A 12,729-nucleotide genomic window follows, 5' to 3' on the forward strand; every position below is an offset into this window, starting at 1 on the left:
ATCGCGGGGAGAGGGGCATCGGAGCCGCCGGTGGCGGCTCCGATGCCCACAAACCGCACCCTCGTGAACATGACCTCAGTCATTTGTCCACTATGGACAGATGTTCGTCAGCGTGCCCGCCGTGCCAGTTCCGCACGGTACAGAACCCGCACTCCTCGGTCGGTGTTTCGGATCCAGCCGCGGGTGACGAACTGCCGCATGGCGAGGCACACAGTCTCCCGGCTGGTTCCGATCAACTCACCGAGTTCACGCTGGGTGAGCCGGTGATCGACCGTGATCGCATCACCGTCGGCGGTTCCGAAGCGATCCGCCCAGCCCAGCAACAGCTTGGCGAGTCTGCCGGGGGCATCGAGACGTACCTGGTCGATCCGCCGCTGCTCAAGTTCCCGTAGGCGGTCCTGGCGCTCACGAGCCAGTTCCAGGCCGATCGCGGGCACGACGATGCACCACTTCCGCAGCACGGAATAGGGAACACTGCCGGTTGTCACGTGGGTCACCGCAATCGCGGTTTCCTCGCGAGGGCCGGTGTCAAGGCCCGGCAGCACGCCGAGTAAGTCGCCCGGACCGAGCACTGTGAGCAGGTACGGTGTCCCGTCGGCGAGCGGCCGACTGACCTTGACCCTGCCCGTGCGAATGATCTGCAGCCGGTCGCCGTCATCGCCGGCTCCGAACACCGGCTCGGCGTGTGCGTAGGTGTGGAACCACATGTCCCGCCGTAGTGCTGACGCCTGTTCCGGCCGAAGTCGCCGGAACAGGCAGGAAGTGGCCAGTTCGGAGTTCAATGGTGTTGCCACGGCCGCACTGTTGTCGATGATCTTCATGTTGTCCCTGGCACGCCAGGGCTCTATGGAACGGCGGTGCCGTTCCATAGAGCCACCAGGGGGTCTTCACCACCTTCAGGACGAGGTCGTGGTTGCTCCCCTGGCGTGGAGCGGGTTGGCCGGGTTCAGCGGATGCGGCGGGCCAATGCCTCGGAATCCAACAGGACTACGCCGCGACGGCGAGTTGAGAGCAGCCCAAGGCGGGTCAGCTCGGCCAGCGCTCCGTGCACAGCCTGGCGGCTGGCGCCGATCAGATCTCCGAGTTCGGTGTGGTCGAGGTGGTGCTTCAACCTGACCGTCCCGTTGTCCGCAATGCCGAAACGATGGGCCAGCAGGAGAAACAACTTTGCCAACCTGCCTGTGGTACTGAGCGAGACGCGGTCGGCGAGTCGTTGCTCGGCCGCGACCATGGCGGCGGCGTGATCATGTTGGATCTCCCTGCTGATGGCGGGCTCGCGGCCGGCCCAATCAGCCAGTGCCGCACAGGAGATGCGGGCGACGGTGACCAAGGTCGCCGCGGTCGCCGTCGTCGTGTGGACACCTGGCGTGAGGTAAGGCTCGCCGCCGAGCAGGTCGCCCGGCCCGGCCACAGCCTTCAACTGCTGGACGTCACCGCCAATCGTCTGGCTGATCTTGACCTTGCCGTCGCACAGCACGTGCAGGTCGGTACGGGGATCGCCTTCCCGGTGGATCACGATTCCCGGCAGGAACCGCGTATGGGGCAGTTCGTCGGCGAAGGCCCGTGCCTGCTTGGCGGACAGTCCGCGCAGTAGGCGTGATCCGCCCAGCACCGCATGGCCGCCGGGTTCGTTCGGGGTGTTGTTGTCGTGCATGGTTTCCCCGGCGAGCCAGGGCTTCGTGAGTGGCGGTCTGGCCGCGATCACAAAGCTGCCAGGGATGTCCACCACCTTTGTGACGCGATCGTGGAACGCTCCCCTGGCCGGAAGCGGATTGGGCAGCGACCCGAGGGCCGCGGGGCACGCTGTGGAGGTATGCGGGTACGGGTCCGCGTTCAGTCGCGGACACGCGGGGAGGTAACACGGCCGCGCCCTGCTTGGATTCGCCCACGACTCCAAGCCCACTGTTCGGCGAGAGCGAGGAGCGGAACGATCAACAGCGGTGGCCACCCGAACCGAGGGAAGGCGACCAGCGCGATGGTGACCGCGCAGCCCAGGAACAGCAGGCCGGCCCAGAATCGGTGGGCATGCCACTGCGCGCCACCAGGGATGATCAGTCCAATTAGGACTCCGAACATCGTTTTTCCTTTTGTGTCAACGGTTCAATCTCTGATTGGGGCAAGACGCGTTTGACGCTGGCCTGAAGTGCGGCCCCGATCTCCTGCCGGAGTTCAGGTGTCAACTCGTCAACAACGGAGTGCAGTTCTTCAAGGTTCCGACACAAGCGCCGCCAGAGCTGGCGACCGGGTGGAGTCGGCGGCTTGTCCGGCACCACCTCGTCGCGGACGGGCGCGGGACTGTCTGCGGGCGGGTGGAGGGGGGTCAATTGACCCCCCTTCCTCGCTTCCGCGGGCGGGGCGCCGGCGGGCTGCTCGCGCTCTGGTTCAGGCTCCGGGAGTGGAGTCGGTGCCGGATTCGGCAGCTCGCCGGTCTCGGCGAAGCGGTGTTCCAGTTCGCGGTCGTGGGCGAAGGCGCTCGCCGTCACCCAGGTGGCCGCCGGGGTGTTGAGCCACTGGGCGACCTCGGGCAGCCAGCTCATCCCGCGGTCGCGCACGGTTCGGTACACCCGCCAGTAGCGTTTCAGGGTGGCTTCGGGCAGGCGCATGATCCGGCCGATCGCGTTGCGGCTGCACGAGCACGGCGGGTCGGCGAGCCTGCCTATGGTGTTGAGGGTTTCCAGGATCGTGAGCTGCTTGCGGTGCGCGTTCTCCGACGCCTGGGCGCGGATGAACACGGCCATCAGTTCGTCGTTGGCTGTCCGGGCGTCGACGAAGGCGGGGATGGTCTCCCGTCCGAGTTCCTGGAAGGCCAGCCTGCGGCTGTTGCCTTTGATCAGGGTGTAGGTGTCGTCGCCGTTCGGGTTGACCTCGATGGGGTGCAGCAGACCGAATTCCTTGATGTTGGCCGCCAGGCTGGTGATCTCCTCCGGCTTGGCATCGACACCGCACACCTGCACGCACCGGGTGATCGCGGACAGCGGGATCGGAACCGCGACCCGTTCCGGTTCACCGTCTTCCAGCTCGCCTAGCGCCGAACTGTTGTCAGCCGCGCCGAGGCCATTCAGCATGTCGGTCATGCCAGCCTGCCTCGGACCCACGCGGCCAGTTCGGCCGACGCGCGGTGGGTGGCCTGGGCGTTGCCGACGGCGAAGGGGCTGCGGCTGTTGAGCACCGCGTTGGCGACCCACCCGTCGTGTCCGATGTGGACGGGGCAGAGCTGGAGCCGCCCTGCGCCCTCGTGCTCGATCAAGCGGTTGAGCAGCATCATTTCGCTGCGGTCCTTGCGGATCCGGTTCACCACGACGTGTACGGCGTCGCATCGGGCAAGCCGCGTCAGCTGCTGGTAGGCGCTGAGCAAGGTACGTACGCCGAAGGCGTTGGCGACGACGCACAACACGAGGTCGGCCTGTGTGAGCAGGTCGAGGGCTCGTGGATCGGGCAGCTTGACCGCGTCAACGACCACCCAGGGGATTCCGGCGCCTGCCGCGGCCTTCCGGATCCGGTCCGGGTCGAAGAGGGGCCGGCCGGTGGGGCGGTTGAGTTCTCGATCGGGTGCCAGGTAGTAGCAGTGGGCGGAGGTCGGCACCTCGCACAGCACCTCGCGGTGCGGCAGCGAGCCCAGCAGGAAGTCCTTGACGGTCCCGGCTGTCCGGGTGGACACGGCCAAGATCTGGGCGCCGTCTCCTTGCGGTTCCAGATCGGCGAACAGGGTGGGTTCGGTGGCGGCCAGGCCGTGGGCCAGCAACGCGCACAGGTGGGTCCCGCCCACTCCGCCCTTGAACTTCGCAATCAAGATGATCTTTGGGTTCTTCACGGTGACTCCTTGGCTTTGATGACACGGACTCACCTGGAGAGGTCGGGACTGCCGCGGCCAACGCGGCAGTCCCGACTGTCGAAGACGTGGGCGAAGCACTCCGGCGCGGCGCGACCCTGCGCACCGCGCTCCGGTTCGGGCTGGTGGAAGCGGCACCGCGGCCTGCCATCAGCGGCGAGTGGTGGCCGGTCTGGTGGGCGCTGGGCGAGTTCGGCTGGCTCGACGACGCGCTGCTTGACAGCCTTGACCGCTGCCAAGGTCCAGGAACAAGGGTTCCGTCGCTCCGGTTGGTCCGGCGCCTGTACCGGATCGGATGGCTGGTCCGCGACCGACCGCCGGGGCGTCCGGCCCGGCCGGTCCGGGTCACGCCGCAGGGCCTGGAGGTGATCGGCGAGATCCCGGCGGGTGCACCGGCGTGGACGGTGTCGAACAGCGAGGTTGCCCGGCGGGCCTTGGCGGCTGCGCTGCCAGTCCGCGGCTGGGCCGAGGTCCCGTCGCTGTGCCGCTCGGCCGCCGAGGCGGCGGCGTCCTGGAGCCGCTTGGTCCGGGACGTGGACGTGCGGGCGGCGGTCCAGGAGTGGCGCAACGCCGGTTGGCTCACCGACGGCGCCCCAGTTCCGGGGCGTTGGTTGCTGACTTCACTTGGCCGGCGAGCGGCTCGCTCAATCGCGCACGCGACTGGGACGGCCTCGCCCCGCCGACCGCGTCAGCAGGACGAGGAACACGATCGGCTGCTGACCAACACGGTCCGTCGGCTCCTCGCGGTGCGTCCGGGCTTGGTTGGCGTGGTCCGGATCGCCCGCCGCTGCCCCGTGGCCGGGCTGGGCGGACCGGGGTGGATCGTCCCCGACGCAGCGGTCGGATTCCGGTGCGAGGACGGTGATCGGGTGCTGGTGATCGAGGCCGAACGGCATGGGCGCTACGACGGTCTGGTCCGGCACATCCGGCAGTTGCGGCAGCTGGCCGAGTTCTGCCCGGCCGAGACGATGCAGGTGGCCGTGGTGTGCTCACGCCGCACTCCGGGACGGCTGGCTGCGCTGAGTGACGCACTCGCCGAGCCTGGGATCCCGTATCGCTTCCAAGCCATGGTCACGACCCCGGTGCTCCTGCCTCGTCAGCTCCTTGACTGGGGTATCGATGGCGACGCGGTGCCCATTCCACCGCCCTGGTGACCACTACGGAACTATCCAGGCATGAATGTCGAAGCAGCGCCCTGAACTGCGTCAATGATCGAGTTGGAGCTGGTGAAACTCATCGTAATATGGGCCTTTGGCCCATATCTTTTTTTCGGCGGCCTTGGTCGCCGTGCTTTTCGGGGGCGCGGCATTTTGCCGCGCCCCCGCCCGTGACTACTTTCGGTAATCAGCGGGGCGATACTCGGACCACGGGTGGTGGAGCACGTGGTTCTGGCGGCCGGATCCAGGTTCCCCCTGGCCAGCCTGATCGCTGATGTCGGCGAGCCTCGGTGCAGGCGCCGTCCACCTCTGGCCGGGCGCGGCCTCGTGGGAGCCGTGCTGACCCACCGGTGGCATCCCCCGGTGCGGCACCGGCCGGTGCCAGCATGGACAGCTACGCCGAACGAGGAGGTTGAACATCCGGAACGTGGTTGATGAGGTGGCTCGAACCGGCGACCCGGTGCCTTACCGGGAGACCGACGGCGCGGTCGCGGTGTTCCTGGACTTCGAGAACCTCGTGCTCGGCGCGGGTGTCGGCGCTGGCGGTCCTGGGCCGGAGCCGATCCCGGACACCGCACTGCGATGGTTGTGCCGGGGGTTCGGCAACGCCTCGATTCGCCGCGCCTACGCGGACTGGCGCGACGTGCGCTTCGGTCGTTACGAGAAGGCACTGGCCACCAACGGCGTGGACCTGGTGCAGATGGGTCGCTTCACCCCGGGCAGTCACAAGAACGCCGCGGACATCCGCCTGGCCGTCGACGCCATGGAGACCCTGATCACTCATCCCGAGATCGGGGTGTTCATCTTGATCACCGGTGATTCCGACTTCACCCCGCTGGTGCAGCGGCTGCGAGAGTTCGGCAAGCACGTCGTCGGTGTGGGCACCGAGACCTCGGCCAGTTCCCGGCTGGTGTCGGTGTGCTCTCAGTACAAATTCTGGCCCACCCTGGTCCGCCAGGCCGACCCCGTCGGCACGTCCGGTGCAGCCACAACGCCGTCGGCGCCCGCGGTGTTCGACCTTGCCGCCGCGCATGCCCTGCTGGTGCGGGCGATTGAGCAAGTCCCGGCGGACACCCCGACCGCAGCGGCGGTCAAACTCCGTATGCGGAGCCTGGATCCAGCCTTCGATGAGGCCAACTACGGCTATCGCCGCTTCCGCGATTTCCTGGACGCCTGCCCCTTGGTGGCCGTGGCCGGCCGTTCTGGCTCCGACATCACCTTGATCCTGACCGCCCCGGCCAGCACCGTGCCGAGGCAAGCGGACCACTGAGTCCGCCTGCTCAACCGGTCGGCGACCGCGCCGCCTGGTTGTCGACGTATGCTTTGCCTTGCCTGGCAACCGAATGGCGCGGGCGGATGGCTTTCCGGCGGAGGTGAGTGTGGTGGATCAGAGCAGGGTTCCGGTCTACGACGACAAGGCCGCCGTCCGGGATTCGCTCGACTTCTCCTCTTCCACCTGGCTCAGCGGCGACGATCCCGAGGGAACCGGCAAGGTCGAGATCGCCTTCGTGGACTCCGGTGGTACCACCTACATCGGCATGCGGAACAGCGCACAACCCGACGGGCCGATCCTCGTCTTCACCACCAGTGAGTGGGACGCCTTCCTTGCCGGGGCAAGGGATGGCGAGTTCGGCGAGCCTTGGTGAACGCTGGGCACGCCGGGCGCACAACAAGCGGGGCACCCGGATAACCAGGTGCCCCGCGAGCTGTTCTTGGTACGGGCTACCGATGTTCGCTGTTCGCGAACTTGACGAGGAAGCTCTTGAAGGCCGAGGCGGCAAACGCCAGCTCGCCGCCGCCGCGGTTCTTCGTGTCGCGGATGTGCACCGTTGTGGGACTGGTCGCTACTTCGACGCACGCGTTCGACGGTTGACTGTAACTGCTGGTACGCCATGTCTTTCGGGTCATGTCTTCTCCAGGTTGGCAGCCTGTTCGCTGATCACTTCGGCTGTTCTGTCGGGCGGCAGCGCAGCCTTCTCCGCGATGTCCGCGAAGGACGATGTGTACTTCCGGACATCCACCTCATTCTCCACCCACACGCCGCCACCAGTGATTTCGAGATAGACGGCGTCGGGATCCTGGTCGTCCTCGTAGCCAAGGATGATCGAGCCGGACATCGTGCCGTAGGCCCCAGCCGCGAAGGGGATCAGCTGCAGGTCGACGTTGGGCTGTGCGCCAAGTTTCAGCAAGTACCGCAGTTGAGCGGCCATGACCTCGGGGCCGCCGACAACGCGCCGGATGCACGCCTCGTCGAGGAGTGCGTGCAGGCTGAGCGCATTCGGACCTCGAAGCAACTGGCTCCGCGCGGCGTGGGCGGCGACCACGCGGTCAGTGGACGGCTGGGTGACGAATCGGTGCGCCGCGGCGTACAGCGCGAGGGCGTACTCCAACGTCTGAAGCACGCCCGGGATCACCAGCGGGGCGACCGTCTGCTCAGCGGAGGCGTCACTCTCGCCGCGGATGAAACCGCGTGCCTTCGGGTTGTAGACACCGGCGTGTTCCATCCGCTTGCTGTCCTGCTGCGCTTCGATCCACAGCGACTCACCCTCGCTGCGCTCTTCGGCGGTGGCGCCGTAGAAGGTCAGCATCGCGCCGAGCATCGTCCAGCCAGGTAGCGTCCGGCCGGACTCGATGCGGGACAGCGTGGCCTGGGACTTGCGCGTCAGGCTGGTGAAGTCCTGTTCGTTCTTGCCGGCGCGCTTGCGCAGCTCGTACAGGAACTGGCCGAGTCGGCGCTTGCGCCTGGTCGGGGTCGTAGCCATGGGTCCTCTTCCGCCTGGGTGAGCCAACACTATCGCCTGACGTCGAGTGAATATTCACTCTATCGGTAGCGGTCAAAGTGCATATTCACCTGTTACCGTCGGCTTGCTGGTACGGACGCGGCTCCTGCAGAAGGAGTGCCGCAGGCAAGTCGGGTAGCGGCAGTACGCCATGCCCGCGTCCGGGCTCAGCACGGGTGGGCAGGGCTTGTTCCGTGGCAGGGCAACCCTGTCCACCCCCGAAGGCGAGCACGGTCGCCCGCCACGCATGAACCGTCACCGAGACGGTTCGGCGGATCAGCTATTCCCCGATAGCAACCGCCGGGTGGTCGTGCTCACCAGGGCGGACGGGGCAGCAGGGACCGCCGTGTGATCGCTGCCCCGTCCGCTCGCCAGTGCACGCGGCGGGGCACGGGCGCGCGAGCCCCGTGTTCCGCCGTCCCCAGCAATCGAAGGGGCAGGCATGGACGAACGGCACGTCGTACTCGGCACCGTCGCGCTGACCCTTGGCGCGGTGCTGTTGGCGGTCGCGTTCGCGTACCGCAAGGGCCACGGGCGGGGGCGCGATCGCGATGGCTGATCCGCGCAGGTGCTTCACCTGCAACAACAAGGGTGAGGTCATGGCCAACTGCAACATCTCGCCGTACTGGAAACCGTGCCCGGCCCCGCAGTGCCCTTCCAAGGGAACGGGCGCGCCGACACCCCGCCCCCTCTCGCCACTCCGGCACCTGGCGGTGGTTCCTTCCCCGGCACAGGACCCCGTCCGCCGAGTTGGCCAATCCGACGTCCAGGAAGCGGGGTAATCCCATGCGCAAGATCCTTGCGGTGCTGCGCGGCCGCACCGGTGAACAGCCTCGCTCGGCGCGGTGCGCACGGTGCCAGGATGGACGACACACCTACCACCTGGCCGACGAAGTGTTGCCCGACAACGGTTTCGTGGCCGCGGCGTGCTGCTGCGAACACTGCCTGTGCGACTTCGTCCGCAGCCTGCGTTTCCTACCCGGCCAGCCCTACGCCGTGCACCCGCCGGACCACTCCGCGCCGCCGGCCTTGCGCCCACTCCTCGACCTGCACGCCGCCTACTCCGCACGGTCCCAACGCATCCAGGTGATGAGCCTGCGCGCGGAAAGCTCGACATTCCGCAAGGCGGAGCGTGAAACGAACTGGGCCATTGCCGCCAACCTCGGCTCGGTGCTCGCGCTGACCGTGCTCCTGGTGTGCCAGCTCAGGTTTGGCTGGCCGGCGGTGGTGACGCAGGCGGTGTTCGCTGTGTGCGTGCTGTCCCTGGTGGGGACCGCGACGTCGATGTTGTTCAAGCGCTTTGCCGTGCTGTCAGCCGCGGTCGCCGCGTACGCCGAGCGGCACGGACCGCTTGGCAGCCCACACGATCAGCCGGTGCCGTCGGTGATTCCGGCGCCGGATGCCACGTCCCGCCACGGTTCCGGGCCGGGCGGGGACAAGGCCAGCCAGTGCTGACGACATCGCATCCGGCGGGCCCGGCCCGCACCGGAGCGTGGACAGTTCCGGACTTGCTCCGGTCCACACCTCTTCTACCTGATCATCAGCTCCATGTGGAGGACCGCGCTGTGCCTGACAAACCACCCGGACGCCGGGGACATCTCCGGCTCGTAGCCGACGCGTCCACGCAGGACAGCACTGGTTTCCAGCCTCGCCTCGATCCCCGAACTCTTGAGGGAAACGCCGCATTGCACCGGGAAGCGGAGCGTTTCGTCGCGCGCAGGGAAGTTGAGGACCCGACGTGAGGTTCTTGCGCGTAGTCAATTCCGGACCGCAGGTGGTCGAGGTCGACCGGGACCACGACCTTGCCCCGCGTATGCCGGTGAGCTTCCTCTGCCCGCACCCGGCCACCGACTGCGTTGTCGTCGTTCCGATGTCGACCGAGGCCACCGACATTCCGTTGATCTGGGACTGCCTCCCGCACGGCACCACCGCTGAACGCATCGACCCGCCACCGACCGCGGCCGAGATCGAGAAGGCCTCGAACCCGGCGCAGCTGGCGAAGTACCAGAAGGCGGGCAGCGGGCGTTCTTCCCGGCGCGGCAACCCGGACTGGACCCCCAAGACCCCGTGGGAACACCTCCTGGAGCGCCGCTCGCCCGCCGAGTTGGAGAAGCTGGTGCAGTACCGCCTGGCCGAACTACGCGGCAAACCTGTCCGCGCCTTCCCAGCCGACCGGAACAAACCATGATCGAGTTCGGTGGATGGCCCACCCATCTCAGTCCGGCCGTGTGCGTCGAGGCCATGGTCTCCGCGGACGAGGAATTGCGGGGCAAGCCGGAAGAGTTCCTGGTGCAGCAGGCCGCCATGGCGCTGACCACTGCCGAGGTCCGGCTACGGGAACTGCGCCGCGCGCAGCGTCCCGACCCGGCGGAGTTGGCGGAGGCACTCCGGACGCACGCCGACCTCGCCCGCGCGCATGCCGTGGCGGCGCTCAACTTCTATCAGCGGCACGCTGAACTCACCGAGCGCTACGGCACCATCTACGGGCCAGGCCCAGCCCCGTCCGAGACACAACCTTCCGAGGGCTCCGGGCCGCGCGGTGCCGCTGCCGGAGACGTCGCCGAGGCGCGCGCCGTGCAGGCCGCGCTGCTGGCACAGGTCGATCCGGTGGCCTCGATGTGGGGCAGGTTCGTGACGTGGTGGGCGGCGTTGGACGGGCTGTTCGCCTACCAGGAGGGGTACGAGGAGGTCTGCGACAACCTCGCGGATGCGGCGAGCTTCCTCTCGGAGTGTTTGCGCAGTCTGGCCGTGTCGGTCTGGCACGTCGAAGACCAGGTTCGGATCTTGGACGAGCAGGTCCGGCGCCATGCCCGCCCCGAAGCGCCGGGGCTGCCTGCGCCGGTGGGCGAGGACCCCAAGTTGGCGGAGTTGCTGGCGGGAGTGACCGAGGCAGGTGAGTCGGTGAGCAGGTACCTGAAAGCCAGAGCGCCGGGACGTGCACGGCTGGCCGCTGCCAGCGGCGTGTCCGAGGCCGGCGGAGCCCCGGACGGCGTTGAGGAAGGCCGGCCGGAATGAGCGGGCACTTCGCCGACCTGCCCGAGAAGGATCGGGTTCTGCTGAACGTCATGTTCGGCTACGCCATGGTCGCGCTCCGCGGGTCACCGGAGGAGGCGAAGCTGGCCGACGCCCGGCACAGGCTCGCCGGGCTGTTCGTCCCGCTGGAGAAACTGCTGCTGATGACTGCCGACGGTGTGCCGTCAGTTGAGCAGGCCGAGCGGATTGGGTACTGCCTGACCAGGCTTCCGCAGGCACTGAACGAGCACGGGGACGCTCTGGAGGCGTACGGAGCGAAGGTTCAGGCCGAGGCGATCGAACTGAACGCGATGTTCCCGGATGAGCCGCCATCCGCGGCTCGGTCGCTGGTCCCGGGCGCGGAGTCGCAAGGCGGCAAGGACGCCGCAAGCGCTGACCGCGGCGCGAAGTGAAACCAAGCTGCAGGAGCGGCCTGGGTTGGGGCGCTCCTGCAGAACGGCCCGACGGGCAAGAGCACACGGGCGAGCACGCGCTGGCCGGTCTGCGCCCGGTCTCGCCCGCACCGGAGGCGGGTCGTCCGGTCCGCTGTTCCGACCACGTGAGGAGATGATTGATCATGAGTGACCACAGCGCGCCCGCCGAGGTGCTGTCCTTTCCCCTGTCCAGCGAAACCGAGGTCAGCACCCACACGGACAACGGCGTTCCCGTGCTGGTCATCGTGGCCGCTGGCGTCGAACTGCGTTTCCACCCCAGCGATCCGCAAACGGTCACCCGGGCTGACCTGGAGTCGGCGGCGGACCTGCACGCCGCGGTGCAGGCCTACTTCGACAGCTGTCAGCGCTACCTGGCCGCCCGCGAGGCGTTCGGCGGCTGGCCTGGCCAGGACGAGCCCATTCCCCCGGCGGTGTGACCTTCTCGTTCGTCCTCCGTTCGGAGGGAACCCCTCACTCGCCGACCGGTACCGGGTACGGTTACTGGCAGTACGGGGACGGGTACGAGGGGATACGACAGTGCACGTGATCGATGGGGGCGGATCAATGCCGCCCGGGGGCGCCAGCGGACCTGGTTTCAAGGTCAACAAGGAAAACGTGCTCCAGATGGCCAGGGAAACCCTGGACACCGCCCGGTGGCTTGAGGACGAGGTTGCCGCCTGTGCCAAGGACATTCGGATGGAGCCCGCTCGCCTGGACCCAGTGAGCCAGGACATGGCGCGGGCGCTCAACGAGAGGTTCATCGGAGCCCCGGACTCCTACATCAATCGAGGCCTTGAGTACGTCGGCACCTTGCGTGACGCGGTGGAGCAGATGAAGGCCGCCGCCGCGACCTACGGCTACACCGATACGGAGATCAAGACAGCGCTTGGCACTGAGGGGACCCCGAATGCGTGACCGTCCGTTCCTGCCTGCCGCAATGTTGGTGGCCAGCCTGCTCCTCGCGGGCTGCACCACTACTGGCACCGCCACGCCAGGTCCGTCCTCGACCACGGCCACGACGTCGGCCGCCGCGCTGCCGCAGCGGCCAAAGGACATCCCGGTCGCCGGTCTGGACCCGTGTCAGGCGCTGACTTCCGATCAACAGCGTCAACTCGAAGTCGACGAGAAGCCCCGCTTGTCTGGCCCCGATCAGGTCGACCATCACGGCAACCGGAGCTGCGCCTTCAGCAAGGCGGAGAAGGCACCGCGGTTCACCTTCCGCGTCGCCTTGGTCCCGCAGGAGGGCGCTGACGTGTGGCTCAAGGGCGAACGGAACGTGAAGGTCAAGCAGGTCGCAGCCGCGGGATTCGGCGCGGTGGAAACCCGCGTCACCGACAACGCGCCAACCTGCCATGTCGTGGTCGACGTAGCGCCTGGCCAGAGCCTGGACGTGATGGGGACAGCGGTCACGCAAGGGGTGTTCACCACCGACCAGACCTGTGAGAAGACACGGGTGGCGGCCGAGATGGTCATGCAGACGCTGTCCGCGCGGAGCTGAACGGGGTTACAGGGGGTAG

At 67.7% G+C, this 12,729-nt stretch carries 16 protein-coding genes; 10 read left to right on the forward strand and 6 right to left on the reverse strand.

The genetic code is table 11. The annotated features are described in order from the left end of the window. Nucleotides 1-107 precede the first annotated feature (107 nt). From ACTOWY_RS22270 to ACTOWY_RS22285, 4 genes are all read right to left on the reverse strand, one after another. Nucleotides 108-821 carry a Crp/Fnr family transcriptional regulator gene (locus ACTOWY_RS22270; protein WP_441311589.1) on the reverse strand — a complete coding sequence of 238 codons (714 nt, stop codon included), beginning with the start codon at nt 819-821 and terminating at the stop codon, nt 108-110. A gap of 125 nt (nt 822-946) precedes the next feature. Further along, nucleotides 947-1,726, reverse strand: coding sequence for a Crp/Fnr family transcriptional regulator (locus tag ACTOWY_RS22275; protein WP_441311590.1), 780 nt, complete (start codon nt 1,724-1,726; stop codon nt 947-949). 334 nt (nt 1,727-2,060) lie between these two features. After that, nucleotides 2,061-3,074: a ParB/RepB/Spo0J family partition protein gene (locus ACTOWY_RS22280; protein ID WP_441311591.1), complete on the reverse strand. Its 1,014-nt coding sequence runs from the start codon at nt 3,072-3,074 to the stop codon at nt 2,061-2,063. Then, nucleotides 3,071-3,811 carry a ParA family protein gene (locus ACTOWY_RS22285; RefSeq protein ID WP_441311592.1) on the reverse strand — a complete coding sequence of 247 codons (741 nt, stop codon included), beginning with the start codon at nt 3,809-3,811 and terminating at the stop codon, nt 3,071-3,073. The genes ACTOWY_RS22280 and ACTOWY_RS22285 overlap by 4 nt, the downstream gene beginning before the upstream one ends. 86 nt (nt 3,812-3,897) lie before the next feature. Here ACTOWY_RS22285 and ACTOWY_RS22290 point away from each other — a divergent pair, with 86 nt between their 5' ends. The 3 genes from ACTOWY_RS22290 (at nt 3,898) to ACTOWY_RS22300 (ending at nt 6,632) form a co-directional block, all read left to right on the forward strand. Next, nucleotides 3,898-4,983, forward strand: coding sequence for a hypothetical protein (locus ACTOWY_RS22290; RefSeq protein ID WP_441311593.1), 1,086 nt, complete (start codon nt 3,898-3,900; stop codon nt 4,981-4,983). A gap of 442 nt (nt 4,984-5,425) precedes the next feature. Then, nucleotides 5,426-6,256, forward strand: a complete 831-nt coding sequence (locus tag ACTOWY_RS22295; RefSeq protein ID WP_441311594.1) for an NYN domain-containing protein — start codon at nt 5,426-5,428, stop codon at nt 6,254-6,256. A gap of 112 nt (nt 6,257-6,368) precedes the next feature. Continuing rightward, the gene (locus ACTOWY_RS22300) at nt 6,369-6,632 is read left to right on the forward strand and encodes a DUF397 domain-containing protein (protein WP_441311595.1); all 264 of its coding nucleotides are present in this window, start codon (nt 6,369-6,371) and stop codon (nt 6,630-6,632) included. 76 nt (nt 6,633-6,708) lie between these two features. On the opposite strand, the gene ACTOWY_RS22305 is transcribed toward ACTOWY_RS22300, so the two are convergent. Then, complete coding sequence (locus ACTOWY_RS22305; protein ID WP_441311596.1) at nt 6,709-6,894, reverse strand: DUF397 domain-containing protein; 186 nt, start codon at nt 6,892-6,894, stop codon at nt 6,709-6,711. After that, nucleotides 6,891-7,748: a helix-turn-helix domain-containing protein gene (locus ACTOWY_RS22310; protein ID WP_441311597.1), complete on the reverse strand. Its 858-nt coding sequence runs from the start codon at nt 7,746-7,748 to the stop codon at nt 6,891-6,893. The genes ACTOWY_RS22305 and ACTOWY_RS22310 overlap by 4 nt, the downstream gene beginning before the upstream one ends. An 804-nt stretch (nt 7,749-8,552) precedes the next feature. On the opposite strand from ACTOWY_RS22310, the gene ACTOWY_RS22315 reads away from it, so the two are divergent. From ACTOWY_RS22315 to ACTOWY_RS22345, 7 genes are all read left to right on the forward strand, one after another. Beyond that, nucleotides 8,553-9,221, forward strand: coding sequence for a hypothetical protein (locus tag ACTOWY_RS22315; RefSeq protein WP_441311598.1), 669 nt, complete (start codon nt 8,553-8,555; stop codon nt 9,219-9,221). Nucleotides 9,222-9,504: 283 nt separating this feature from the next. Then, nucleotides 9,505-9,954 carry an RNA polymerase-binding protein RbpA gene (locus ACTOWY_RS22320; protein ID WP_441311599.1) on the forward strand — a complete coding sequence of 150 codons (450 nt, stop codon included), beginning with the start codon at nt 9,505-9,507 and terminating at the stop codon, nt 9,952-9,954. Beyond that, complete coding sequence (locus ACTOWY_RS22325) at nt 9,951-10,781, forward strand: hypothetical protein (protein ID WP_441311600.1); 831 nt, start codon at nt 9,951-9,953, stop codon at nt 10,779-10,781. Before ACTOWY_RS22320 ends, ACTOWY_RS22325 begins: the two co-directional genes overlap by 4 nt. Next, entirely contained in the window at nt 10,778-11,191 is a 414-nt protein-coding gene (locus ACTOWY_RS22330; RefSeq protein ID WP_441311601.1) for a hypothetical protein, read from the forward strand. The genes ACTOWY_RS22325 and ACTOWY_RS22330 overlap by 4 nt, the downstream gene beginning before the upstream one ends. Nucleotides 11,192-11,355: 164 nt before the next feature. Continuing rightward, nucleotides 11,356-11,649 (forward strand): hypothetical protein, encoded by a 294-nt coding sequence (locus ACTOWY_RS22335; protein WP_441311602.1) that lies wholly within the window; start codon nt 11,356-11,358, stop codon nt 11,647-11,649. Nucleotides 11,650-11,749: 100 nt separating this feature from the next. Further along, nucleotides 11,750-12,127, forward strand: coding sequence for a hypothetical protein (locus ACTOWY_RS22340; RefSeq protein ID WP_441311603.1), 378 nt, complete (start codon nt 11,750-11,752; stop codon nt 12,125-12,127). Continuing rightward, nucleotides 12,120-12,710 (forward strand): DUF3558 domain-containing protein, encoded by a 591-nt coding sequence (locus ACTOWY_RS22345; RefSeq protein ID WP_441311604.1) that lies wholly within the window; start codon nt 12,120-12,122, stop codon nt 12,708-12,710. The genes ACTOWY_RS22340 and ACTOWY_RS22345 overlap by 8 nt, the downstream gene beginning before the upstream one ends. The last annotated feature ends 19 nt before the right edge of the window (nt 12,711-12,729 follow it).

The sequence above is a fragment of the Crossiella sp. CA198 genome, assembly GCF_052078295.1.
GTDB lineage: Bacteria > Actinomycetota > Actinomycetes > Mycobacteriales > Pseudonocardiaceae > Crossiella.

Coding starts and splice junctions, on each gene's coding strand:
- ACTOWY_RS22270 (WP_441311589.1), bottom strand. CDS start 821: ATGAAGATCATCGACAACAGTGCGGCCGTGGCAACACCATTGAACTCC.
- ACTOWY_RS22345 (WP_441311604.1), top strand. CDS start 12,120: ATGCGTGACCGTCCGTTCCTGCCTGCCGCAATGTTGGTGGCCAGCCTG.
- ACTOWY_RS22330 (WP_441311601.1), top strand. CDS start 10,778: ATGAGCGGGCACTTCGCCGACCTGCCCGAGAAGGATCGGGTTCTGCTG.
- ACTOWY_RS22335 (WP_441311602.1), top strand. CDS start 11,356: ATGAGTGACCACAGCGCGCCCGCCGAGGTGCTGTCCTTTCCCCTGTCC.
- ACTOWY_RS22315 (WP_441311598.1), top strand. CDS start 8,553: ATGCGCAAGATCCTTGCGGTGCTGCGCGGCCGCACCGGTGAACAGCCT.
- ACTOWY_RS22310 (WP_441311597.1), bottom strand. CDS start 7,748: ATGGCTACGACCCCGACCAGGCGCAAGCGCCGACTCGGCCAGTTCCTG.
- ACTOWY_RS22325 (WP_441311600.1), top strand. CDS start 9,951: ATGATCGAGTTCGGTGGATGGCCCACCCATCTCAGTCCGGCCGTGTGC.
- ACTOWY_RS22280 (WP_441311591.1), bottom strand. CDS start 3,074: ATGACCGACATGCTGAATGGCCTCGGCGCGGCTGACAACAGTTCGGCG.
- ACTOWY_RS22305 (WP_441311596.1), bottom strand. CDS start 6,894: ATGACCCGAAAGACATGGCGTACCAGCAGTTACAGTCAACCGTCGAAC.